This window comes from Acinetobacter sp. Li1LvA2 (assembly GCF_056156705.1).
Genome location: NZ_JBSICF010000001.1, coordinates 729636 through 751782, shown reverse-complemented (window position 1 = coordinate 751782; position 22147 = coordinate 729636). Strand labels below are relative to the sequence as shown.

Sequence of the window (22147 nt, the reverse complement as noted above, 5' to 3'; positions counted from 1 at the left end):
AAACATAGGTAATGATCATGACTGATAATGTTAAATCAACAAATAAAACAAGTGAAATGGCTGGTGCTGACGCTGCAAATAAAGCCAATACTACCCAAAAAACTGAACAATTAGACTCAGTCAGAGACGATGCAACTAATGAAGCATTAACTACAAACCAAGGTGTTAAAATAGCGGATAATGAGAATAGCTTAAGAGCGGGTATTCGTGGTTCGACGCTATTAGAAGACTTTATTTTAAGAGAGAAAATTACCCATTTTGACCATGAACGTATTCCTGAGCGTATCGTACATGCGCGTGGTGTAGGTGCGCACGGTTACTTTCAAGCGTATGAAGGAAATGAGCGCTTAACAAAAGCGGGATTTTTAACAGATCCAAGCATTCAAACGCCAATTTTTGTACGTTTCTCAACAGTGCAGGGACCACGTGGTTCTGCCGATACCGTTCGTGATATTCGTGGTTTTGCGATTAAATTTTATACTCAAGAAGGTAATTTCGATTTAGTCGGTAACAATGCACCAGTGTTTTTTGTACAAGATGGTATTAAATTTCCAGACTTCGTGCATGCTGTAAAACCTGAACCAGATACAGAAATGCCAACAGGGGCAACTGCCCATGATACTTTCTGGGACTTTGTGTCTTTAGTGCCTGAGTCAGCACATGCAGTCATTTGGGCAATGTCAGACCGTGCTATTCCACGTAATCTACGTTCAATTCAAGGCTTTGGTGTTCATACATTCCGTCTCATTAATGCTCAAGGTAAATCACATTTTGTGAAATTCCACTGGACCCCTAAACAAGGTTTAAGTGCTTTAGTGTGGGATGAGGCTCAAAAACTTGCAGGTAAAGATCCAGATTTCCATCGTCGAGATCTTTATGAAGCGATTGAGAATGGGGTTTATCCTGAATGGGAATTGGGTGTACAAATTGTCGAAGAAAAAGATGAAATGAACTTTGACTTTGATTTGTTAGATCCAACGAAAATTATTCCTGAAGAGTTGGTTCCAGTAACACCAATTGGCCGATTTGTTTTAAATAGAAATGTAGATAATTTCTTTGCAGAAACAGAGCAGGTGGCTTTCTGTCCGGGACACATTGTGCCAGGAATTGATTTCACAAATGACCCACTTCTACAAGCACGTCTATTTTCGTACACCGATACACAGTTAAGTCGTTTGGGTGGACCGAACTTCCATCAAATTCCGATCAATAAACCGGTATGCCCATTCCATAACAATCAACGTGATGGTATCCACCAACATACGATTCACAAAGGGCAGGCTTCCTATCAACCAAACTCAATTGATAATGATTGGCCAGCAGAAACGCCACCCGCTGCTTCAAATGGTGGTTTTGAAAGCTATCCTGAACAGATTAGCGGACACAAACTTCGTCAAAGAAGTGAAACCTTTTCCGATCATTTTTCACAACCGCGCCTTTACTACAAGAGCCTTGCGCCGCATGAGCAAAAGCACGTGGTCGATGCCTATACTTTTGAATTAAGTAAAGTGCAACGAAAACACATTCGTGAGCGCCAAGTTCAACAAATTTTGGCAAATATTGATCTCGACTTAGCTCGACAAGTAGGTGCTAATTTAGGAATCGAAGTTCCTGATTTAACTCTAGATTATAAGAAAACCGCAGTTGAAAAATCGGCTAAATTATCTTTCTTGGCTTTCCCACCAGAAGATATTCAAGGCCGAAAAGTTGCTGTGCTTATTCATAACCTTGTGAAGTCAGATACACTTGAAGCTATTAAAAATTGGGCGATTAAAGAAGGTGCGGTTGTTCATTTGCTAGCGCCGAGCTTGGCTCCAGTAAAAGATCATAAAGACAACATTATTGTGGCTGATGGTATGCAAATGGCTGAACCGTCAATTGCTTATGACGCGGTAATCATTCCTGATGGCGATAACTTAAATGCCGTGCTGCAAGATGGCGTAGCGCGCCACTATGTACTCGAAGCTTATAAACATTTAAAGCCAATTGCATTTTTAGGAAATAAATCTGATTTACTTGAACCGCTAGGTTTAGTCGCCGATGAAGGTACGCTAGTTGAAGATGAATTCCAGCAAATTGCTGAAAAATTCAAAAACTTGATTATGGCTCATCGTATTTGGTCACGAGAACAAATAGCCGCTAAGGTACCAGCTTAATAAACAAAAAAGCCCTGAAAGATTTATTCTTCAGGGCTTTTTTATATCTTAGGGATTAACCATTTACGATTTGACCACCGTTTACATGAATCACCTGACCTGTAATATAACTTGCATCATCTGAAGCAAGGAAAAGATAAGCAGGAGCAACTTCACTGGGTTGTCCCATTCTTCCCATTGGTGTGTCTTTACCAAATTCTGCAACGGTTTCCGCATCGAAACTACTAGGAATGAGGGGAGTCCAGATAGGGCCAGGTGCCACACCATTTACCCGAATTCCTTTTTTTTGTTTCATTAAATTGTTCGATAAGCTGCGCGTAAAAGTAGTAATAGCACCTTTAGTACTTGCATAATCGATCAGCTCATCATGACCTTGATAGCTGGTAATACTGGTCGTGTTAATAATACTGTCGCCTTCTTCCATATAAGGAATAGCTTCTTTAGTCAGATAAAACATTGGAAAGATATTAGTTTTAAATGTCTTTTCTAACTGCTCATTACTAATACTTTCAATTTCCTTTTGTTGATATTGCACACCGGCATTATTCACTAAAATATTAATTTTGCCGTACTGTTGTAGAACTTTATCAATATCGAGTTTTGCGATATCTGGGTCAGAAATATCACCTTTTAATAAAAGACAATGTTGTCCTTCTCTTTCAACGAGTTGTTTAGTGATTTCGGCATCCTTATCTTCTTCAAGATAAAGGATTGCAATATCGGCACCTTCACGGGCAAACAATACTGCGACAGAACGGCCTATACCACTATCGCCACCACTAATAACGGCAACTTTACCTTTTAACTTCTCGCTACCTTTATGGGAGCTTTTTATAATCTCTGGTTCAGGATGCATTTTTTCCTGATCGCCTGGTTGATGAGATTGAACTTGTGCTGGAGCAGACGTCGGATACTGATTTGTTGAGTTTTCCATGTTTTAAATACCTCTGTATGAATATCTAATTTTCATAGCGTGAACTGTTGTTGCGTAAATATAAGTAAAATGAATTTTTTAATAAGTTGTCTTTGTTATTTTATATATAAGGATGTAAAAAAATATTTTAGATTTGAGAGTTACATAATATCTATTAATTTAATTTTATTTTTATCAATCATGCTCTCAATAATAGAACGGTTTCCTGTGTCTTCTAACCAATTTTCTATTGGTATATTGTTAGATAAATCTAATATTTCCTGAATAACTTTTTTTGCTCCCTCTATATTCTGTGGAGCTTTATTATGTTGATTTACTATGCTATTTAGCAATAATTTTATATCTTCTTGATTCATATCTTTTGATTTAATAACGTATAAGTCTCTTTGGAAGGGATGGCTTGCATGGGGGGGATCTAATCTATAACTCCATTCTTGATCATAATTTTGCCATGAATTCTTAGATTTAATATGACCTAATAGAATTTCGGGGATAGAAATATGGATGTATTGTAGTGTTGACTCTTGATCTTTTAATTGCATGGCTAAACTACTCAAATTGTCTTAATAAAATCAGTTTTAAATATTAATATTAATCTCTCAAGTAAATTTAATTTAAAAATGTAATGATATATATTATTGTTTTTTATTGAAAATAAGTGTTTTCATCTGTGTTTATTTAATTAGGTATGTTTCATTATTTTACTTTTTGTTTATAGCTGAGTTGTTTTGTTGTTTGTATAAATATTTTAAATCTGTTTGTAAAAATATATTGTAATGTTCAGTTAAGTAATAATAAGTGATCTAATTATTTAAAGAGTAAAATATGAAGAAAAGTAAAATGTATAAATTCTTATTTAAATAATGAAGTTATAAAATTTTTACGCTTTCATTTTATATACATTTAAATTGATTGATACACAGCATCGGTAGGAAAATATTATAGATCTTCTATCTTAATTAAATCCGTTAACCAAAAGCGGTAGTGACTATAATTAAATATAGGAAGATATAACTATGGCTAATACTAGATATGAAGATGATGATAACAATAGAACAGGTACTTCAAATCGTGGATTTGCAAGTATGGATCCTGAAAGAGTTAAAGAAATAGCAAGCAAAGGTGGGCGAGCAGCCCATGCCAGTGGTAATGCGCATGAATTTACTTCTGAAGAAGCTCGTGAAGCTGGTCGAGCTGCGCATGCAAGCGGTAATGCACATGAATTTACATCTGAGGAAGCTCGTGAAGCGGGTGCCTTAAGCCATAAAAATGGTGGTCGCGGTCGTAGCCGTGATGACGACGATGATGATGACGATCGTGGTAGCCGTTCAGGTGGACGAGGTCGTAGCCGCAGTCATGATGACGATGATGATGATGACGATCGCGGCAGCCGTTCAGGTGGTCGAGGCCGTGGCCGCAGTCGTGATGACGACGATGATGATGACGATCGCGGCAACCGTTCAGGTGGACGAGGCCGAGGTCGCAGCCGTGATGACGACGATGATGATGACGATCGCGGCAGCCGTTCAGGTGGTCGAGGCCGTGGCCGCAGTCGTGATGACGACGATGATGATAACGATCGCGGTAGCCGTTCAGGTGGTCGAGGCCGTGGCCGCAGTCGTGAGGACGATGATGATGACGATCGCGGTAGCCGTTCAGGTGGACGAGGCCGAGGTCGCAGCCGTGATGACGATGATGATGACGATCGTGGCAGCCGCTCAGGTGGTCGAGGCCGTAGCCGCAGTCGTGATGACGATGATGATGACGATCGCGGCAGCCGTTCAGGTGGTCGAGGCCGTAGCCGCAGTCGTGACGACGATGAGGATGACGATCGCGGCAGCCGTTCAGGTGGTCGAGGCCGTAGCCGCAGTCGTGACGACGATGATGATGACGATCGCGGCAGCCGTTCAGGTGGTCGAGGCCGTAGCCGCAGTCGTGATGACGATGATGATGACGATCGCGGCAGCCGTTCTAGCGGACGAGGTCGTGGCCGCAGTCGTGATGACGATGATGATGAAGATCGCGGTAGCCGTTCAGGTGGCCGAGGCCGAGGTCGTAGCCGCGATGACGATGATGATGACGATCGCGGTAGCCGCTCAGGTGGTCGAGGCCGTGGTCGCAGCCATGATGACGATGATGATGACGATCGCGGTAGCCGTTCTAGCGGACGAGGTCGTGGCCGTAGCCGTGATGACGATGATGATGACGATCGCGGTAGCCGCTCAGGTGGCCGAGGCCGAGGTCGCAGCCGTGATGACGATGATTATGACGATCGTGGTAGCCGCTCAGGTGGACGAGGCCGTGGCCGCAGTCGTGATGACGATGATTATGATGGTCGTGGACAAAACTCTCGTAATCAAAAACGTGATGCTTCTGGACGTTTTACGTCTTAAGCATAATGTTTTAAAAAAGAAGGAGGCTTTTGCCTCCTTCTTTTTTAAATTTATTTACTTTACTGTGGGAGTAGTTGTAGTCCTTTTACAATATCAATGTACTCAGAACCGTTTAACCAAAAAGATTTTTTTAAAAATAGTGTCGTCATAATACTTTCGGCTGCTTCACTATCTGGATTTTCACAGAATAATCCATAGCTTTCACCTAAAACCGCATCATTTTCAATGAGGCGGATATAATAAGCATGTTGCTCATTTGCATAACCTAAAACCGCATCACGTTGATTTTTCATTTCGCATGTCTCCATACCAAAAACTGAATTTAACCAGAATGTTAAGTGTTCAGAATCTCATTTGATAAAAATCAAAAACAGTCAGCGATAAAGACTATTTCAAAATAGGTTTTGATTTTCTTCAAATTGCCATTTCGCTCAAAACATCCCTGTTAAAAACAAAATGGATTAAAATCTGATCATGAGATTTATTGTTATGCAAAAAAAATATTTCGTCAACTTGAAAATGTAACTTTTTCAAGTTACATTGTTTGTGTAGGATTTGAACAGTGGAAAGGGAGGCAATATGCCAAAGAAAAAAGAGTTCGAGCATGGCGGTGTACGAGAAAATGCCGGACGTAAAGCACAGTTCAATGAACCCACCAAAGTCATTCGTGTTCCCGAGTCTCAAGTTAACTTTATCAAAAATTGGTTACTGAATAACGTCAAAACCAACAATTTAACCGACTTTAACTCAAAACTTAATGTCCAACAGGTCTACCCGAATAACGATAAAATTTACCACATTCCTTTGGCAACGGAACGTGTTGCGGCAGGTTTCCCTTCACCTGCACAAGATGATATTGAACAAGCACTCGATTTAAATGAATATTTAATTAGAAATGAAAATGCCACGTTTATTGTCAAAGCCAATTCTTTATCTATGTTAGACGCCGGAATTGATATTAATGATCCGCTTATTGTTGACCGGAGTCTTCCCGCTAAATCGGGTGATATTGTGATTGCACTCATCGACAACGATTTCACTGTTAAGCGCTTAATGATTGATAGTCAATTTCATCCACCTAAAGTTTGGCTAAAAGCAGAAAATCCTGATTATCAAAATATTTATATTGAAGAGGGGCAAGAACTGGTGATTTGGGGAGTGGTGACTTATAACCTCAAACGAATGAGATAAATTTTTTTCTTATATTTATTATTTAAGTTACTGACCCGAAAAGTGAGTCAGTAATTTTTTGCTGAATGATTTTTAAATTTGCCCAATCAATAAGCACGTTGCTATAACGACCATCAAACCACCTGAAAAACGGCCGACTAACTGTGCTGCTTGTGGTCTGGTTTTCAAAATAGCCTCTGAACCATAACCCACCATTAAGTAAATTATCGCGCAGCTAATCATGTGAACAACACCAAAGGCAAGAATTTGTGTTGTCACTGACCATGAAGCCGTAGTGTCAATAAACTGAGGAAGCAGCGCTAAAAAGAGTAAAAAAACCTTCGGGTTTAATCCACTTACATAAACGCCTTTAGTTGCCCATCTTAACCATGACTGAGCCTTTTCAGAACCAGACTCGTTCGGAGTTGGAGGGGTAAGTAATAAGTTTATTCCCATCCATAACAAATAAGCAGAACCTGCAATGGTTAGGATCATGAGTGCCGTTGGATTATTTGCTACAAGCAGCCCAACACCAGCTGCTACCAATAAAATCGTAATAAAGTGCCCAAATAGCATACCTGCAACAGCGGGTACGACGACTTTGCCTTTAATCCCTGCCGAAATGGCATAGGCCCAGTCTGCCCCTGGCGTAATAATAAAAAGAATGGAGACACTCCAAAATGCAATAAAAATGTTAAAAGCCATATGCTTATCTCGGCAAACTATTTTCCAAAGGTTTCGCTCGTGGTTTAGAAAAAATCCCTATTTATTCGAGCTTGTTGAAAATAATATGCTCATGTATTTAGAATATGCTTTTAAATGTTTGCTCATATTACACTCATTTGGGGTAAATTTTTCTAAATGGATCGCACAGATAAAAAGATTCTTGCTGAATTGCAATTAAATGGCCGATTATCTATCACTGAGTTGGCAGAAAAAGTAGGCTTGAGCATTTCACCTTGTCATAGACGAGTGAAGGCTTTAGAAGAGTCGGGAGCCATCAAAGGCTATCGGGCAGAACTCGACCCAAACTTAGTGGGATTTGAATTTTCAGCGATTGTTTTTATTACGCTTAAAGAAGGTGATAAACAGGCAGTCGAGAAGTTTGAAAATGCCGTAATTGATATCCCGCAAATTATTCAGGCTCAGCGCTTGTTTGGTGAACCAGATTATTTACTACATGTGGTCGCTAAAGATTTGCCGGCTTTTCAGCGTTTGTATGATGAAAAATTATCTGCTATTCCAAGTGTGCAACGACTCATCTCAACCATTGTGATGAAAGATGTAGTGCCTGAACGTTTATTTCCGATTGGCTAAGAATCAGCAGATATAAAAAAGAAGCTTTAAAGCTTCTTTTTTAGTTTCGAGAGTATTTAAGCGTCGAGTGTTTTACATAAAGAACAGATCGTGCCGTTATGTTTGTGAGAGAACATAATATCTGGGCGCTCGTAACCTTGCTCACATACGCGGCAGTGGTAAACCGTTGCAACTGGTGTACCTTCAGCATCGTAACGTGGTTCTTTAATACCGTCATCGTGTGACTTGATGTAGTATTTTCCTTTGGTTAATAAGCCCATGACTGGAGTTAAGACAAAAGCAAGTACAAGTGCGATAAGCGGTGAGTAAGGCGCCAAGAAACTACCAAGTAAGCCGAAGAATGCTGCAATCGATAGTCCTGCTGATACAAGGAACGCAACCATACCGACAGGGTTTACGTTGTAGAGCATGTCACGGCGATATTCTGGTTCTTTTGGTGAAAGTTTTAAAACATATTTGTTGATTGAAATATCTGTTGCAACCACTACCACCCATGCAATTGCAAAGTTTGAATAGAACCCTAAGATTTTACCCAGTACCGCAAACATGTTGCCTTCCATTAAAGCAAGTGCAATTGCCAAGTTCACCATCACAAACACAATACGACCCGGATAATGTTTACTAATACGAGTGTAGGCACTTGTCCATGCAAGGGAACCAGAGTAAGCATTGGTCACATTAATTTTAATTTGAGAAATGACCACCAAAATCACTGCAAGTGTTAAAGCTGCCCAGCCCGGAAGCATGTCATGAAATGCTGCATTAAACTGTTGAACGGGTTCAGTGCTGTTTACGCCCGGTATTTTAGTAAGTAAATAGAACCCTAAAAATGCCCCAATAATTTGTTTGATTGCCCCTAAAATCACCCAACCCGGACCTGCTGAAATAACGGCTGCCCACCATGCTTTGCTATTTTCTTTTGTTTTAGCAGGCATGAAGCGTAAATAGTCAATTTGTTCGCCAATTTGCATGATTAACGATAAACAAATACCAGCACCTAACATGATTGCTGCCATGTCTACGGTTGCAAAACCTTCTTTACCTGTAAAAGTTGCAAACTGGCTAACTAAGGTAGGTTCTTGGTAAATCAGGTAGGCCACAGGACCAATCATCAGAATGAGCCAAAGTGGAGTAGTCCAAACTTGTAATTTACTCAAGGCTTTCATGCCGTAAATCACCAGTGGAATCACCATAATGGTTGAGATGAGGTAACCAGCCCAAAGCGGAATGCCTAAACCGAGCAATAATCCTTGCGCCATGATTGAACCTTCAAGGGCAAAGAAAATAAATGTGAAACTGGCGAAAATGATACTAGTAAGAACTGATCCGATATAACCAAAACCTGCACCGCGGGTAATCAAGTCAAGGTCGATGTTATAGCGAGCTGCGTAGTAGGCTAAAGGAATGCCGGTTAAGAAGATAATAATTGCTGCAAATAGAATGGAGAAAACAGCATTGGTTGTTCCGTAAGACATACCAATACTGGCACCAATAGAAAAGTCAGCAAGATAGGCAATACCACCAAGTGCAGTAATAGCGACAACTTTGGGACTCCAGCGCCGAAAGCTGTGTGGAGCATAACGTAAAGTATAATCTTCTAAGGTTTCATTCACGGCTTTTTGTGAATCTGTACCTTGCACAGTGTCCAGATTTGGATGTTCAGATACACTCATAACATCATCTCCCAATCATTTTCGGTCAATCAACACAAATATTGATCATTGTTTTTTGATGGTTTTGAGTGTGTGATTTTTGGGAAAAATTGAAAATACGTTATTTTGCGTATATGTGCGTATTCGAGAAAATCGCCATGATAAGTGACTTTTGGCATAAGGATTGCTGGGTTTAACGCAGCCCCATCCAAAACATGAGTGTTATGCCAGATTCTTCACGCCCCCAACAAGCGCCACAACGTGTGATTAAAACACGCCGTGAATATAATATTTGGGTGGCCGATGAAAGTATCGAAGATTATGCGCTACGCTATGCGCCGACCTCGGTACGTAAATGGTCACCTTGGACAGTGACCAATACTGCAATTTCTACAGTTAGCTTTTTGGCAATGGAAGCTATTGGGGCGACCATGCTTTGGCAGTATGGCTTTAGCAATGCGGTGTGGGCAGCCATTGTCGTATGTACCATCATATTTTTAACGAGTTGGCCGATTAGTTATTACGCCGCAAAATATAATGTAGACGTCGATTTGCTTACTCGTGGTGCAGGTTTTGGCTACATTGGCTCGACCATTACATCTCTAATTTATGCCAGCTTTACCTTTATTTTGCTTGCGTTTGAAGCCGCAATTATGGCGATGGCACTTGAGCTTGCCTTGGGTATTCCTCAAGTTATTGGTTACTTAATTTCTGCCTTAGTGATTTTACCTTTAGTGGTCAAAGGTATTGGTTTTATTAATAAAGTTCAGGCAATCACGCAGCCAATCTGGCTCTCGTTACTGTTATTACCGTGGGTTTTTGTACTTTGGAAACAGCCACAAATTTTAAGTAGTAGCCTGCATTTTGTTGGTGCAGTTTCAAATTCAACCGACTTTAATCTGTATTACTTTGGTGCGGCGTGCACTCTTATTTTTTCATTTGTGATCCAAATTGGTGAGCAGGCCGACTATTTACGTTTTTTACCGCAACAAGAAAAAAATAGAACTGCGTGGCGTTTTGCTGTTTTTTTAGGTGGTCCATCTTGGATTATTTTTGGATTTCTAAAAGTTTTAATGGGCATGCTGCTCATGGTTCTGGCTTTTCAACTTTTTATTCCTGCTTCTGAACTGGATAACCCAACTTATCTGTATTGGGTGGCCTATCAACAATTTATTCCAAATCCACAGCTTGCTTTAATCTTGACTCTGGCACTGGTCTGCGTGGCCCAAATTAAAATTAATATGACCAATGCCTACGCTGGTTCATTGGCATGGTCAAACTTTTTTGCCCGTTTGACGCATAGCCATCCGGGGCGGATTGTCTGGCTTCTTTTTAACGTTTTTATTGCCATTGTTTTGATGGAAATGGGCATTAGCCACGCCGTTGAACGAATTTTGGGGCTATATAGCAATATCGCTTTGGCATGGATTGGTGCCGTGGTTGCCGATTTAATTATTTGTAAGCCTTTAGGTTTAAGCCCGAAGGGAATTGAATTTCGCCGTGCTTATTTATATGACATTAACCCCGTAGGTGTAGGCACCTTACTGATTGCCTCAGTGTTATCGATGCTCAGTTATTTGGGATTTTTCGGACTGATGGCAAAAGGATTGGCAAGTTTTATTGCTTTGGGGAGTGCTGTGTTATGCGTTCCTATCATTGCTTACTTAACCAAAGGCAAATATTACATTGCACGCCAGCCTGAAAAAATTCAGGCGACTTCGGTTGCTAACTGTGTCGTGTGTGAACGGGACTATGAACTTGCTGATATGGCGGGCTGCCCAGCCTATAACGGTACGATTTGCTCGTTATGCTGTTCACTTGAAGCACGCTGCCATGATTTATGTAAACCCGATGCACGTTGGTCGGTACAACTTAAAAAAGCCATCTGGCACTATTTACCTGAACGTTGGGCTAGTCGTTTAAATAGCAGGGTTAGTTTATATTTATTATTGACTCTAGGGCTGTCTATTGTTTTGGCAGTGAGTTTAAGTCTGGTTTATATCCAAGAAAAAACCTACTTAGAAACCATTAATGCCGCAGCCGTTCCTCAGTTATTTACGCTGTTTGTGAAAATTTACACTATTTTATTTTTATTGATGAGTGTTGCCGCATGGTGGTTAGTGCTAAACGATGAAAGCCGTCGTAATGCTGAAATTGAGACACACCAGCAAACAGCATTATTGATTGATGAAATTGCTGCCCATGAAGTCACTTCAAAAGACCTGCAAGATGCCATAATTTCGGCAGAGCGGGCAAATGATGCAAAAAGTCGTTATGTCATTGGAATTAGCCACGAACTAAGAACACCTCTAAATAGTATTTTAGGCTATAGCCAATTACTTCAAAAACAAGAGCAGCTTTCAGAACAAGGCAAAATGGCGCTCGGTGTGATTAGCCGTAGTGGTCAGCATCTGACTTCTCTCATTGATGGTTTACTAGATTTAGCCCGAATTGAAACGGGCAAAATTTCTTTAAATGTAGTGGATGTTCATTTCCCCAATTTTATAGAACAGATTATTCAAATGTTTCAGCCACAGTTTGAACATAAGAATTTACAGTTTGTTTATGAAATTGGAGAGAACCTACCGCACTATGTTCGTACTGACAAAAAACGCTTAGAGCAAGTGCTCATCAATTTGCTGGGCAATGCTTTAAAGTTTACGATGAGCGGCACAATTACTTTGAAGGTCGAGTACCGTTTTCAGACGGCTTATTTTGAAATTAGAGATACGGGCTGTGGTATTGCCGAGGCAGATTTAGAACGAATCTTTAACCCGTTTGAACGGGGCAGTAATGTGGTTCAAGGCGGATTTACTGGAACAGGGCTAGGACTACCTATTGTAAAATTATTGGTCGATTTACTTGGTGGGCAGCTATCTGTGAGTAGTCAGCTCAATCAGGGGTCACAGTTTAAGATTAAGTTTTATTTACCTTCAAAAGAAGTAGTTCATCCGATTTCTAATGTTTACTCCAACCAAATTACAGGCTATCAAGGCGACCGAAAACGAATTTTGGTTGTCGATAATGAGGCGGTGGACCGAGGTTTAGTCGCTAATTTTCTAAAACCTTTAGGATTTATGATTGAAGAAGCCGAGTCGGGCATTGACTGTCTAAGACGAGTACCTATTTTTCAACCTAACCTGATTTTGATGGATTTAAATATGCCTTTGATGGGCGGTTGGGAAACGGCGCGATTATTGCGTCAGAATAATATTACCAATGTGCCGATCTTAATTATTTCCGCTAATGCAGGCGAGCGCGAAGTCAATCCACAAGATGCCGTCTTAAGTGAAGACTTTATGTTAAAACCGATCGATCTCAATTTGTTGCTGAGTAAAATTGGAGACAAGTTAGGTTTAGTTTGGATTGATTCCAAATCAGATGCACATCTTGAAAATAATGAAGTTCAAGCACTGGATGTAGAGGTGTCTAGGCAAAAGCAAGCCACTATTCATACGCCAATTAAACAACTGGAAAATAATGATCTGCTCGATTTGCCTCAAACCTTGCAACAGTTAAATGATTTAATTGGACAGGGGTACATTCGAGGAATTCAACAGACTTTAACGCAATGCCGTCAAAATTTTCCGGTGCATGATGAGTTATGGGAGCAGCTTGAACAGGCTATTCAAAAGTTTGATTTAAAACACGCCCAAAGATTAATTCAGGATAAGCAATGAGTACGCAACATGTTTCTTTTCAGCAAGCTTCGCCAAACGAGCAGGCTGTTATTCTGATTGTGGATGATGTGCCAGAAAATCTGGGCTTGTTACATGAAAGTCTGGATCAGGCAGGTTATCGCGTGCTTGTCACAACCGATGGGTTGAGTGCAATTGAAATAGCACACCGATGCTTACCGGATATGATTTTACTCGATGGCAATATGCCACATATGGATGGCTTTGAAAGTTGTATACAGCTTAAAGCAAGTCCGATTACACAGTTTATTCCAGTCATTTTTATGACAGGCTTATCGGAAACAGAACATATTGTGCGTGGTTTTCAGGTCGGTGGGGTGGACTACGTAACTAAACCACTCAATATTGAAGAAGTATTAGCAAGGGTAAAAACTCATTTGGCCCATGCCAAACTGTTGCAGCAACAAAAACAGGTGATTGATGCAACGGAAACGGCAATTCTCGCGCTAGATGTTCAAGGCAAAATTGTGTGGAAAACCCAAAAAGCCAGTGATTTATTGAATCAATATTTGCCTGAAATTGATGGTTTTGAGGCAGGTTTAAAAGCTTGGTTTTCAGACTTGGAACATGAAAAAGACCCAAAAAAATTAACCAGCTGTTCTTATTCAACGCCATCTCAACAATTACAGCTTTTATTGCTTACGCCGTGGCAAACTGAATCAAGTGTGGCAAAAAATTATCTGATACAAATCAAGACATCTACGCCAGCTTTGGAAATGGCTGATATTTTGAAATATTGCCCACAATTGACTCAGCGTGAAGCAGAAGTCATGCACTGGTTGTTGTTAGGGAAAACCAATAAAGATATTGCGGAAATTTTGGAGCTGAGTCCACGGACGGTAAACAAACATTTAGAACATGTTTTTGAAAAACTTTGCGTTGAAAACCGAACCGCTGCCGTGGCACATATTAATAGTTTGGTGCAAGAGTTTCATTAAGTTAGTTTAAAAAATAGAGGCCCCATCGAGCCTCTATCACTTTTCTTACTTCAAGTTCTGTTTAAAGAAACTGGTCAATTTATCAAATGGAATGAGATCGGTCCGATCATATAAATCAACATGTCCAGCGCCTTTAACGTAGTAAAGCTCTTTAGGTTGGCCTGCGAGTTTATAAGCTTCTTCACTGAACTCTTTTGAATGAGCCTGATCACCTGTAATAAACAACATTGGACGTGGTGAAATCGTTTCAATGTCGTTAAATGGATAGAAGTTTAAAAATTTCACATTACTTGTGAAAGTTGGATGTGTTGTAAGATCTCTTGATGATCCTTTAGGCGTATATTCTCCACGTGGAGTACGATAAAAGTCATAAAATTCGCGTTGAATAGGGTGTGTATCTGCTGTTAACTGATGCGTAGTGCCGCTAGTATATTTTTTCTCACCGCCTGTAAATTCAACATAACGCTGTGCAGCGGCTTCTGCAATAATTTGCTTTCTTTGCTCTAGGGTTTGTGAGTGACGTAAGCCATTGCGGTTTGCTGCGCCCATATCATACATGCTGACAGTTGCTATCGCTTTCATACGCGGATCAATTTTTGCAGCACTAATGACAAAACTTCCACTTCCACAAATACCCAGGGCGCCAATATGTTCACGATCAATAAAGGATTGTGTTCCCAAATAATCTACAGCGGCACTAAACGCTTCTGCATAAATGTCTGGTGCAACCACATTTCTTGGTTGGCCCGAGCTTTCACCCCAAAATGATTGATCAATTGCTAAGGTTACAAAACCCTGTTCAGCCAGTTTTTGTGCATAAAGCATAGAGCTTTGTTCTTTGACAGCACCCATAGGATGACCAATTACAATCGTAGGGGCTTTAACCTTTTTATTCAGTTTTTTGGGAATAACCAGATTGCCGACAATATCCATATTGTATTGATTTTTAAAAGTCACCTTTTGAATAGTCACTTGCTGACTTTGATAGAAGTTATTTGCACCATTAGACATATCGGCCGCCATACCAGAAGTTGAAGAAAATAGACCAATAGTTGCTGCACAAATTGCAGCCGCCGTATGGGTTTTAAGCTTTTTAAACAAGGGAGATGTAGTCATAGATACCTCAATAAAACCATTTAAAGGGGGAGATTAATTCACGCTTATTTCATTTGAGAAATTGAAATTTTGATCGGTTGGTTCTGCTTAAATTGTTGAGGAATGGCATCCAGTTTCCCAAGAAAAATGAGACCATTGGCATAGCCAACATGAGAATCTTTATAGAAAAAAGCCAGATTGCCCCACGGAGCATAATAGGTAAGATCACCAGCCTTGCCCGCATAACCATGAGGCGCATTCTGCGTAGTTAGCTTGGCGGGTAGATCGGCTATTTTTTCAGTAGAGTCATAATCTTTAAGTGTTAATGTCAGTGGAAGCTGTTTGATAAAATCTTGAACAGTAGGTGTCATGGCTAATGTGGCAAATAATGGTTGCTGTGTTCCATCAATATCAATACGGATTTTCATCATCGATACCCTTTGTTGATTTTTACCTTGAGGCTTTATTGCATAAGAGGCGGAAGTAACTGAGAACAAAACACATAGGCTGACTAAGCCTTTAAAAAACTTATGATTAGCCATATCAAATTACCTCACTTCTTTAAGAAACAAGCACATAAATGCGATGAAACTATTTATTCTTTAACGTAAAGATATGAGTGGAATTTATTAATTTTTTACAATAATAAAAATGACTCATAATAATCGCCTCAGTTTATTTAAATCTTCATGTTTACTGCTTGATATGGATTTTAACGAATCTTCTTTTTAATAATTAGTCTAAAAAACAAACATGGACTTATGAGCAATATTCATGAATGGTTTTATGCTCTATAATGAGATTGACCCTGAATAAGAGATAAAGCAGATGATAAATAAAGAAAACTATAATGATCTTTATGCCTTTCTCATGGTGGCTCGCGAGGGTAGTTTTACTAAGGCTGCTGGGAAAATGGGAATTTCACAATCTGCTCTAAGCCATACCATTCGCGGTTTAGAAGAGCGATTAGGCATGTTACTTTTGACTCGAACCACCCGTAGTGTTTCACCAACAGCAGCAGGTGAAAGGTTGAAACAAACCATTAGTGCCAGCTTCGATCAGATTGATAATGAATTATCTCTATTAACTTCATTTCGAGACCAACCTGCCGGCACGGTTCGGATTAATGCCAGTAGTCATGCAATACGGGAAGTATTGATTCCAAAACTTAAAAAGATTGCAGGTGAGTATCCAGATGTACAAGTTGAACTAACTGCCAATAGTGGAATGGTCGATATTGTTGCAGAGCGGTTTGATGCAGGGGTTCGTTTCGGAAGCCGCGTAGCTGATGGCATGATTGCAGTACGTATAAGCCCAGATGTCAAAATGGTGGTCATAGCAACTCCGGCATATTTTGAAAAATATGGAATTCCACAAACACCGAAAGATTTATTGAGTCATCAATGTATTGGCTTTCGTTTAACAACCCAAGGCAGTGTTTATGCATGGGAATTTGTCAAAGATGGTCAAGAAACAAAAATCAAAATTCAGGGTCAATGGATATTTAATGAAAGCTACGATATCGTCGAGGCGGTTAGAGCTGGATTTGGACTTGCTTATATTCCAGAAGATTTGATTCGAGAAGATCTAAAAGAGGGTAATCTGATTCAAGTTTTGGAAGAGTACAGTATCCAGTTTCCCGGATACCATTTGTACTACCCACATCGCAGACAACTTTCACCTGCATTAAGATTGGTTATTGATGTGTTGCGTGAGTAGCATTACGCCATGTAAGAAAAGCAGTTATAGACCCTAACAATAAAATAATAGCGCTCAAATAAAATGTCACGGTATAGCCATGTGTGTCATATAACACGCCGCCTAGCGTTGCTCCCAAAGTAATTGCAAACTGAATAATGGCAACCATTAAACCGCCGCCAACTTCGGCATCTTGATGTAATGTTTGAGCCAGCCAAGTATTCCAAGCAACAGGTACCGACGTTCCAATAAATCCCCATAAACCCATCAATATGGCAACGAACCATATATGCTGACCACCCATCACAAAGGCTCCCGCAATGCCTGCCATGATGAAGGGAATGATGATGAGGTAACGATAAACATGTCGGTGAAGCATCAAACTAATAAGGAACGTACCCACTAAGCCTGTAACACCTAATATTAATAATAAGGTAGATAGTTGGGCTGCATTGACATGAGTGACAGTTTCTAAAAATGGACGTAAATAGGTAAAGAGTGCGAATTGCCCCATAAAGAGCAATAAAACACCTAACATACCGTACAGGACAATGGGACGTTTAAGCAGGCCAAAAGGGTTTTTAGATTTCTCAACTGACAAGATTGCTGGAAGAGCCGGCATACTTTTAAATTGCCAAATAAGCGCAAAAACCGCAATTGGCACAATACAGAAAAAAGCACCACGCCAACCAATGATTGAGCCTAGGAAACTGCCTAAAGGCGCAGCAATGGTTGTCGCTAAGGCATTTCCGCCATTTAACAAACCGAGTGCTTTAGGTACTGAAAGTGGAGGAACGAGTCGCATAACAATTGATGTCGACATCGCCCAAAAACCACCAATCACCACACCTAAAATTGCACGGCCCAACATAAATAAGACAGCAGAATGAGCAAATGTAATGATAATGCCTGAAACAATCATGAGTAGGGTAAGCAACAGCATGATAGGGCGTCGGTCCCATGTTTTAAAAACACGGCTAATTGATAGACTGGTAATAACAGCGAAAATGCCTGAAATGGCAATAGCTTGACCGACTTGGCCTTCACTCATATTTAAATCTGTAGAGATTGGCGTGAGTAAACTGACGGGCATGAACTCCGAAGCAATTAATACTGAACAGCAGAGTGACATTACAAATACGGCACCCCATGCGGGTGTATTGTTTTCCTGTAAGTTCTGCTCAATTTGACGAAAAGAAGACATAAAAGTTCCGATTTTAAAACCTTTGAATGTTCATGTAAGAAATGAATCAATTTGGCCAGAGAGCTTAACAGCAATAGTTTGAAAGGATTAGGCACAGAATTACGAATAGAATTATGAGTTTTATGCATGAATTGTATTTAAAAAGCATACAGACTCACTGCTAAAAACAGGCTATTTTTTTACACTTAAATTTGTTCTTATAGTCAAAGATAAACAAAGTCATTTTTAAATAAATATGAGTCGTAATACGAGGAATTCATTGTGAATATTCAACAAAAAGATGATACGAAACACGGCAGCTTTAGCTTGCTTGATGGTGAAACCGTTGCGGGTGAAATGACTTATACATGGGCAGGCGAAGGCATGCTGATTATTGATGCCACAGATGTAAATGAAAATTATCGGGGACAAGGGGTAGGTCGCCAATTACTTGATGCTTTGGTGGCTTTTGTTCGTGAGAAAGACGTAAAAGTAATTCCGCTTTGCCCATATGCTAAATCGGTATTTGATAAAGATCCAAGTATTGGTGATGTACTTAGAAAGTAAGCAATAGATTAAAAATAATTAAATAAAAATCGGGCCTTGTTGTCCGATTTTTTATGGATTTTGCTAGGTGGTAATCTATTGAGTTATTTTACAATTTGCAGATGATTTTAACTAAATTAACTACAGAAATATTTTTACTTTATTTTCAATAACGTTGGCTCTACTGCTAATTTATCCGCCAAATATTGAATTAATACACTTAATTTCGGCGGGACATGCCGTGTAGGAGGGTAGAGTAACCAAAGCCCTCCGCTGTAATAGGTCTTAAAATCCCAGTTGGGCAAAACCTGAACTAAGCTCCCTTCTTGTAGGGCATGACGGGCTACAAAATACGGTAAGCTCGCAACCCCTAAATGCTGTAATGCTGCACTCAAACGCACACCCGTATGGTTTGCAGCATAACGGCCACGTACCGCAACACTTATGGATTTATTTCCTTGTTGGAATTTCCATTTTGAATCACTGGTTTGTTCACCCAAGTAAATACATTCATGCTGCTTTAAATCATGAGGATGACTCGGTGTGCCATGTTTTGCCAAATACTCAGGTGTGGCACAAACCAAGTGATCAATATCAATGAGCTTTCTACCCATAAGGCCACCTGGTGGTTGCTCTGTAATTCGAAGTGCTAAATCGACTCCATCATCAATGAGATCTACATAACGATCTTCTAAAAGCATTTGAATATCAATTTTTGGGTAGCGTTCTAAAAATTCAGGTAAATGCGGATGAATCATAAAATGACCCACAGCTTTTGGAACGCTCATGCGAATGACACCTTCGGGTTCGACATGAAATTGGCCTGAACTTTCCATAACAGCTTGAGCCGCATTCACCATATCTAAACAGCGTTGATAGACCTGTTGCCCACTTTCACTCAAACGAAGCTTTCGCGTGGTTCGATAGAGTAGTCGGGTGCCTAGTGCACGTTCTAAACGAGCAATAGCACGACTAATAGCAGAAGGTGTGGTACCAAGCTGCCTTGCAGTTTCAGAAAAACTTTCCGATTCGACAACCTTAACGAAAGTCGCCATTTCATTTAATAGAACCAGACTTTGATTTGTGCTCATGAGGCAAAAGTTATTTGGATTTTAATTGGATTATCGCGCCTAAGAAATCGCAATACAATCTTTTTCATCTTAAGGGGTGTGTGAAAAAGTATGACACAAGCATTGTATTTAAAAGGTGTACTAAGTGCTGAGATTGAAATTCTAGCGTGTAACCCATGTGAAGATGGACGTTTTGCAGTGCGTTTATCCGCAACACCATTTCATCCTCAAGGTGGTGGACAGCCAAGTGATACGGGAAAAATTGCAGAGGCAGATGTTGTTCATGTTGGGATTGAACAAGGGGAAATCATTCATTATTGCACACAGCCTGTTGGGTTAGGAGCGGCATTCGCACAAGTCGATGAAAAGAAACGCCATTATCATAGTCGATTACATTCGGCTGGGCATCTTATTGCCCATGTAATGCATTTATTCGGCTGGCAAGCCACAAAGGCTCAGCACTGGCCTAATGATGCTAGGGTTCAGTTTATTCCTCTAGACACGGTTGAACAACTTGATGCTGAAATGCTTCAGAACAAATGTTCTCAATATATTCAAGCTAATGTTCCCGCCAATCTGCATCAACATGCTGATGGTTTTCGTGAAATTAATTTTGGAGATTTTCCTGCATTTCCATGTGGTGGAACTCATGTCGCAGCATTAGGGGATATTGGCCCTATAGATATTCAATCTTATCAGTTTAAGAAAGGAAAACTAAGTGTTAGTTATAGCGTAGCTGAGGAGATTGAATAGATGTGGCAGTTGTATGGACATGAGTTTTTAACTTTAGCTCTTATTCATTTTTTGGCTGTTATTTTACCGGGACCAGATTTTGTAATTACGGTCCGACAAAGTGTGCGCTATGGCTACTTAGTTGGATGTCTGACTGCAATTGGTATTGGTGTCGGAATTTCGGTTCATGTGTTTTATACACTGGTTGGGATCGGTTTTTTAATCCAGCAAAGCGAATGGCTCATGTCACTGATCAGAACAGCGGGAGCAGCTTATTTGATTTATTTGGGTTGGCAGTGTTTACGTAGCCAGCCGAATACAAATCTTGAGATCAATAACCAAACTGATAGTGATGCTCCAAGTTTGTTTAAAGCTTTTACGATGGGTTTCTTAACTAATGCATTAAATCCGAAAGCTACCATCTTTTTTCTGGCAATTTTTACAACGATTGTAAGTACCACCACACCGATGAAAGTTCAGGTTTTTTATGGAGTGTGGATGTGTATGGTTAATGCTATTTGGTTTATGGTGGTGAGTGTGCTGTTTGCACAGCCTATTGTACGTAAACGTTTTTTAGAGTTTGGAGTTTATTTTGAGCGAGTGATGGGAGTTTTATTAATTGGGATTGCATTGAGATTGATTTGGGAATTATTTCTCTAATTAGACTTGTTACGTTTCACATCATAGCCATTTATAAGTTTGGAATATACTTTACATATTCCAAACTTAGATTAAATTTAATTTAAAAAAATTAAGCAAATCCACCATTTACTCGAATGACTTGTGAATTTATCCAACGGCCATCTGGGCCAGCTAGCATGGCAACTACACTGGCAATTTCTTCAGGTGTTCCAATTCTTTCCAATGGGGCAAGTTTTGCAATCGTGGCCACTTGTTCATCAGTTTTTCCATTGTAAAAAAGGTCAGTACCTGTTGGACCAGGCGCAACTGCATTTACAGTAATATTTCGGCCGCGTAACTCATTTGCTAACACATGTACCAAGCCTTCCACACCTGCTTTGGATGCAATATAGGGGCCATATGCTGGAAAAGATTTAGCAATTACACTGGTTGAAAGCATAATAATTCGGCCACCATCCGGCACTGTTTCGGCTGCATGTGCCAATATTAAAAATGCACCCCGTAAATTGGTATGAATTACTTTATCGAAATCAGGCAGGGCTTCAGGTGTAATTTTTGCCATAGGCATAATCCCTGCGCTATGAACCACGACATCTAATTGACCATTAATGGCTTTTGCCTGCTGAAATAAACGGCTGACATCATGTTCATTTGCAACATCGGCTTTAATGGCAGAGGCTTGACCACCTTGCTCAATAATATGATCTACAGTTGCTTGGGCATGAACCTTATTGCCTGCATAGTTAACAATCACATAAAAGCCATCTTGAGCTAAGCGTTCAGCAATAGCACGACCAATACCGCGTGAAGCACCAGTAACAAGAGCTGTCTTATTTGAAATATTCATTTTTAGATTGCCTGTTTGAGTAGGTATGGCTTATTTTAATAATATAGAAATATGGGATAAATCTTCATAATTGGAT

Annotated in this window: 20 protein-coding genes; 10 read left to right on the top strand and 10 right to left on the bottom strand. The window is 40.0% G+C overall.

The genetic code is table 11. The annotated features are described in order from the left end of the window. Positions 1-11 precede the first annotated feature (11 nt). Positions 12-2156, top strand: a complete 2145-nt coding sequence (gene katE, locus ACS604_RS03495; protein ID WP_474770029.1) for a catalase HPII — start codon at positions 12-14, stop codon at positions 2154-2156. A 55-nt stretch (positions 2157-2211) separates the two neighbouring features. Here katE and ACS604_RS03490 read toward each other — a convergent pair whose 3' ends face one another. Together ACS604_RS03490 and ACS604_RS03485 are read right to left on the bottom strand one after the other, a co-directional pair. Continuing rightward, on the bottom strand, positions 2212-3090 hold the full coding sequence (locus ACS604_RS03490) for an SDR family oxidoreductase (RefSeq protein ID WP_353154594.1): 879 nt from the start codon (positions 3088-3090) through the stop codon (positions 2212-2214). Positions 3091-3230: 140 nt separating this feature from the next. Next, on the bottom strand, positions 3231-3632 hold the full coding sequence (locus ACS604_RS03485; RefSeq protein WP_474770027.1) for a DUF6367 family protein: 402 nt from the start codon (positions 3630-3632) through the stop codon (positions 3231-3233). Between the two features lie 474 nt (positions 3633-4106). Between ACS604_RS03485 and ACS604_RS03480 the strand changes: the two genes are divergently transcribed. Next, complete coding sequence (locus tag ACS604_RS03480; protein ID WP_474770026.1) at positions 4107-5483, top strand: KGG domain-containing protein; 1377 nt, start codon at positions 4107-4109, stop codon at positions 5481-5483. Positions 5484-5542: 59 nt separating this feature from the next. On the opposite strand, the gene ACS604_RS03475 is transcribed toward ACS604_RS03480, so the two are convergent. After that, complete coding sequence (locus ACS604_RS03475; protein ID WP_004793031.1) at positions 5543-5776, bottom strand: hypothetical protein; 234 nt, start codon at positions 5774-5776, stop codon at positions 5543-5545. A gap of 286 nt (positions 5777-6062) precedes the next feature. On the opposite strand from ACS604_RS03475, the gene ACS604_RS03470 reads away from it, so the two are divergent. Then, positions 6063-6674 (top strand): LexA family protein, encoded by a 612-nt coding sequence (locus ACS604_RS03470; RefSeq protein ID WP_474770025.1) that lies wholly within the window; start codon positions 6063-6065, stop codon positions 6672-6674. 72 nt (positions 6675-6746) lie between these two features. Here ACS604_RS03470 and ACS604_RS03465 read toward each other — a convergent pair whose 3' ends face one another. Next, positions 6747-7358: a LysE family translocator gene (locus tag ACS604_RS03465; protein WP_033853792.1), complete on the bottom strand. Its 612-nt coding sequence runs from the start codon at positions 7356-7358 to the stop codon at positions 6747-6749. A gap of 156 nt (positions 7359-7514) precedes the next feature. Here ACS604_RS03465 and ACS604_RS03460 point away from each other — a divergent pair, with 156 nt between their 5' ends. Then, complete coding sequence (locus ACS604_RS03460; RefSeq protein ID WP_000376211.1) at positions 7515-7970, top strand: Lrp/AsnC family transcriptional regulator; 456 nt, start codon at positions 7515-7517, stop codon at positions 7968-7970. Between the two features lie 56 nt (positions 7971-8026). Here ACS604_RS03460 and ACS604_RS03455 read toward each other — a convergent pair whose 3' ends face one another. Next, positions 8027-9643 (bottom strand): purine-cytosine permease family protein, encoded by a 1617-nt coding sequence (locus ACS604_RS03455; RefSeq protein ID WP_174727038.1) that lies wholly within the window; start codon positions 9641-9643, stop codon positions 8027-8029. A gap of 194 nt (positions 9644-9837) precedes the next feature. Between ACS604_RS03455 and ACS604_RS03450 the strand changes: the two genes are divergently transcribed. Both ACS604_RS03450 and ACS604_RS03445 read left to right on the top strand, forming a co-directional pair. Continuing rightward, positions 9838-13302 (top strand): hybrid sensor histidine kinase/response regulator, encoded by a 3465-nt coding sequence (locus ACS604_RS03450; RefSeq protein WP_474770018.1) that lies wholly within the window; start codon positions 9838-9840, stop codon positions 13300-13302. Then, positions 13299-14258: a response regulator transcription factor gene (locus ACS604_RS03445; RefSeq protein ID WP_312823700.1), complete on the top strand. Its 960-nt coding sequence runs from the start codon at positions 13299-13301 to the stop codon at positions 14256-14258. The genes ACS604_RS03450 and ACS604_RS03445 overlap by 4 nt, the downstream gene beginning before the upstream one ends. A 45-nt stretch (positions 14259-14303) precedes the next feature. Here ACS604_RS03445 and ACS604_RS03440 read toward each other — a convergent pair whose 3' ends face one another. Further along, positions 14304-15374, bottom strand: a complete 1071-nt coding sequence (locus ACS604_RS03440; protein ID WP_474770016.1) for an alpha/beta hydrolase — start codon at positions 15372-15374, stop codon at positions 14304-14306. A gap of 44 nt (positions 15375-15418) precedes the next feature. Then, positions 15419-15895: a cyclophilin-like fold protein gene (locus ACS604_RS03435; protein WP_174727050.1), complete on the bottom strand. Its 477-nt coding sequence runs from the start codon at positions 15893-15895 to the stop codon at positions 15419-15421. A gap of 286 nt (positions 15896-16181) precedes the next feature. Between ACS604_RS03435 and ACS604_RS03430 the strand changes: the two genes are divergently transcribed. Next, on the top strand, positions 16182-17072 hold the full coding sequence (locus ACS604_RS03430; protein WP_174738749.1) for a LysR family transcriptional regulator: 891 nt from the start codon (positions 16182-16184) through the stop codon (positions 17070-17072). Here the strand turns inward: ACS604_RS03430 and ACS604_RS03425 are convergent. Continuing rightward, entirely contained in the window at positions 17050-18255 is a 1206-nt protein-coding gene (locus ACS604_RS03425; protein ID WP_238611088.1) for an MFS transporter, read from the bottom strand. The two genes, ACS604_RS03430 and ACS604_RS03425, sit on opposite strands and share 23 nt — an antisense overlap. A 261-nt stretch (positions 18256-18516) precedes the next feature. Here ACS604_RS03425 and ACS604_RS03420 point away from each other — a divergent pair, with 261 nt between their 5' ends. Next, positions 18517-18801 carry a GNAT family N-acetyltransferase gene (locus tag ACS604_RS03420; RefSeq protein ID WP_004642449.1) on the top strand — a complete coding sequence of 95 codons (285 nt, stop codon included), beginning with the start codon at positions 18517-18519 and terminating at the stop codon, positions 18799-18801. A gap of 134 nt (positions 18802-18935) precedes the next feature. Here the strand turns inward: ACS604_RS03420 and ACS604_RS03415 are convergent, their stop codons facing one another. Next, positions 18936-19871 carry a LysR family transcriptional regulator gene (locus tag ACS604_RS03415; protein ID WP_474770014.1) on the bottom strand — a complete coding sequence of 312 codons (936 nt, stop codon included), beginning with the start codon at positions 19869-19871 and terminating at the stop codon, positions 18936-18938. Between the two features lie 90 nt (positions 19872-19961). Between ACS604_RS03415 and ACS604_RS03410 the strand changes: the two genes are divergently transcribed. Both ACS604_RS03410 and ACS604_RS03405 read left to right on the top strand, forming a co-directional pair. After that, positions 19962-20603, top strand: coding sequence for an alanyl-tRNA editing protein (locus ACS604_RS03410; RefSeq protein WP_174727061.1), 642 nt, complete (start codon positions 19962-19964; stop codon positions 20601-20603). Further along, positions 20604-21242, top strand: a complete 639-nt coding sequence (locus tag ACS604_RS03405; protein WP_174727063.1) for a LysE family translocator — start codon at positions 20604-20606, stop codon at positions 21240-21242. A gap of 91 nt (positions 21243-21333) precedes the next feature. Here the strand turns inward: ACS604_RS03405 and ACS604_RS03400 are convergent, their stop codons facing one another. Next, complete coding sequence (locus ACS604_RS03400; RefSeq protein ID WP_174727067.1) at positions 21334-22071, bottom strand: SDR family oxidoreductase; 738 nt, start codon at positions 22069-22071, stop codon at positions 21334-21336. Between the last annotated feature and the right edge of the window lie 76 nt (positions 22072-22147).

Bases quoted from the DNA above. Each gene is read 5' to 3' on its own strand.
- ACS604_RS03480 (WP_474770026.1), top strand. From the start codon at position 4,107: ATGGCTAATACTAGATATGAAGATGATGATAACAATAGAACAGGTACT.
- ACS604_RS03465 (WP_033853792.1), bottom strand. From the start codon at position 7,358: ATGGCTTTTAACATTTTTATTGCATTTTGGAGTGTCTCCATTCTTTTT.
- ACS604_RS03475 (WP_004793031.1), bottom strand. From the start codon at position 5,776: ATGAAAAATCAACGTGATGCGGTTTTAGGTTATGCAAATGAGCAACAT.
- ACS604_RS03415 (WP_474770014.1), bottom strand. From the start codon at position 19,871: ATGAGCACAAATCAAAGTCTGGTTCTATTAAATGAAATGGCGACTTTC.
- ACS604_RS03435 (WP_174727050.1), bottom strand. From the start codon at position 15,895: ATGGCTAATCATAAGTTTTTTAAAGGCTTAGTCAGCCTATGTGTTTTG.
- ACS604_RS03425 (WP_238611088.1), bottom strand. From the start codon at position 18,255: ATGTCTTCTTTTCGTCAAATTGAGCAGAACTTACAGGAAAACAATACA.
- ACS604_RS03460 (WP_000376211.1), top strand. From the start codon at position 7,515: ATGGATCGCACAGATAAAAAGATTCTTGCTGAATTGCAATTAAATGGC.
- ACS604_RS03485 (WP_474770027.1), bottom strand. From the start codon at position 3,632: ATGCAATTAAAAGATCAAGAGTCAACACTACAATACATCCATATTTCT.
- ACS604_RS03400 (WP_174727067.1), bottom strand. From the start codon at position 22,071: ATGAATATTTCAAATAAGACAGCTCTTGTTACTGGTGCTTCACGCGGT.
- ACS604_RS03470 (WP_474770025.1), top strand. From the start codon at position 6,063: ATGCCAAAGAAAAAAGAGTTCGAGCATGGCGGTGTACGAGAAAATGCC.
- ACS604_RS03440 (WP_474770016.1), bottom strand. From the start codon at position 15,374: ATGACTACATCTCCCTTGTTTAAAAAGCTTAAAACCCATACGGCGGCT.
- ACS604_RS03445 (WP_312823700.1), top strand. From the start codon at position 13,299: ATGAGTACGCAACATGTTTCTTTTCAGCAAGCTTCGCCAAACGAGCAG.
- katE (WP_474770029.1), top strand. From the start codon at position 12: ATGATCATGACTGATAATGTTAAATCAACAAATAAAACAAGTGAAATG.
- ACS604_RS03405 (WP_174727063.1), top strand. From the start codon at position 20,604: ATGTGGCAGTTGTATGGACATGAGTTTTTAACTTTAGCTCTTATTCAT.
- ACS604_RS03455 (WP_174727038.1), bottom strand. From the start codon at position 9,643: ATGAGTGTATCTGAACATCCAAATCTGGACACTGTGCAAGGTACAGAT.
- ACS604_RS03410 (WP_174727061.1), top strand. From the start codon at position 19,962: ATGACACAAGCATTGTATTTAAAAGGTGTACTAAGTGCTGAGATTGAA.
- ACS604_RS03450 (WP_474770018.1), top strand. From the start codon at position 9,838: ATGAGTGTTATGCCAGATTCTTCACGCCCCCAACAAGCGCCACAACGT.
- ACS604_RS03430 (WP_174738749.1), top strand. From the start codon at position 16,182: ATGATAAATAAAGAAAACTATAATGATCTTTATGCCTTTCTCATGGTG.
- ACS604_RS03490 (WP_353154594.1), bottom strand. From the start codon at position 3,090: ATGGAAAACTCAACAAATCAGTATCCGACGTCTGCTCCAGCACAAGTT.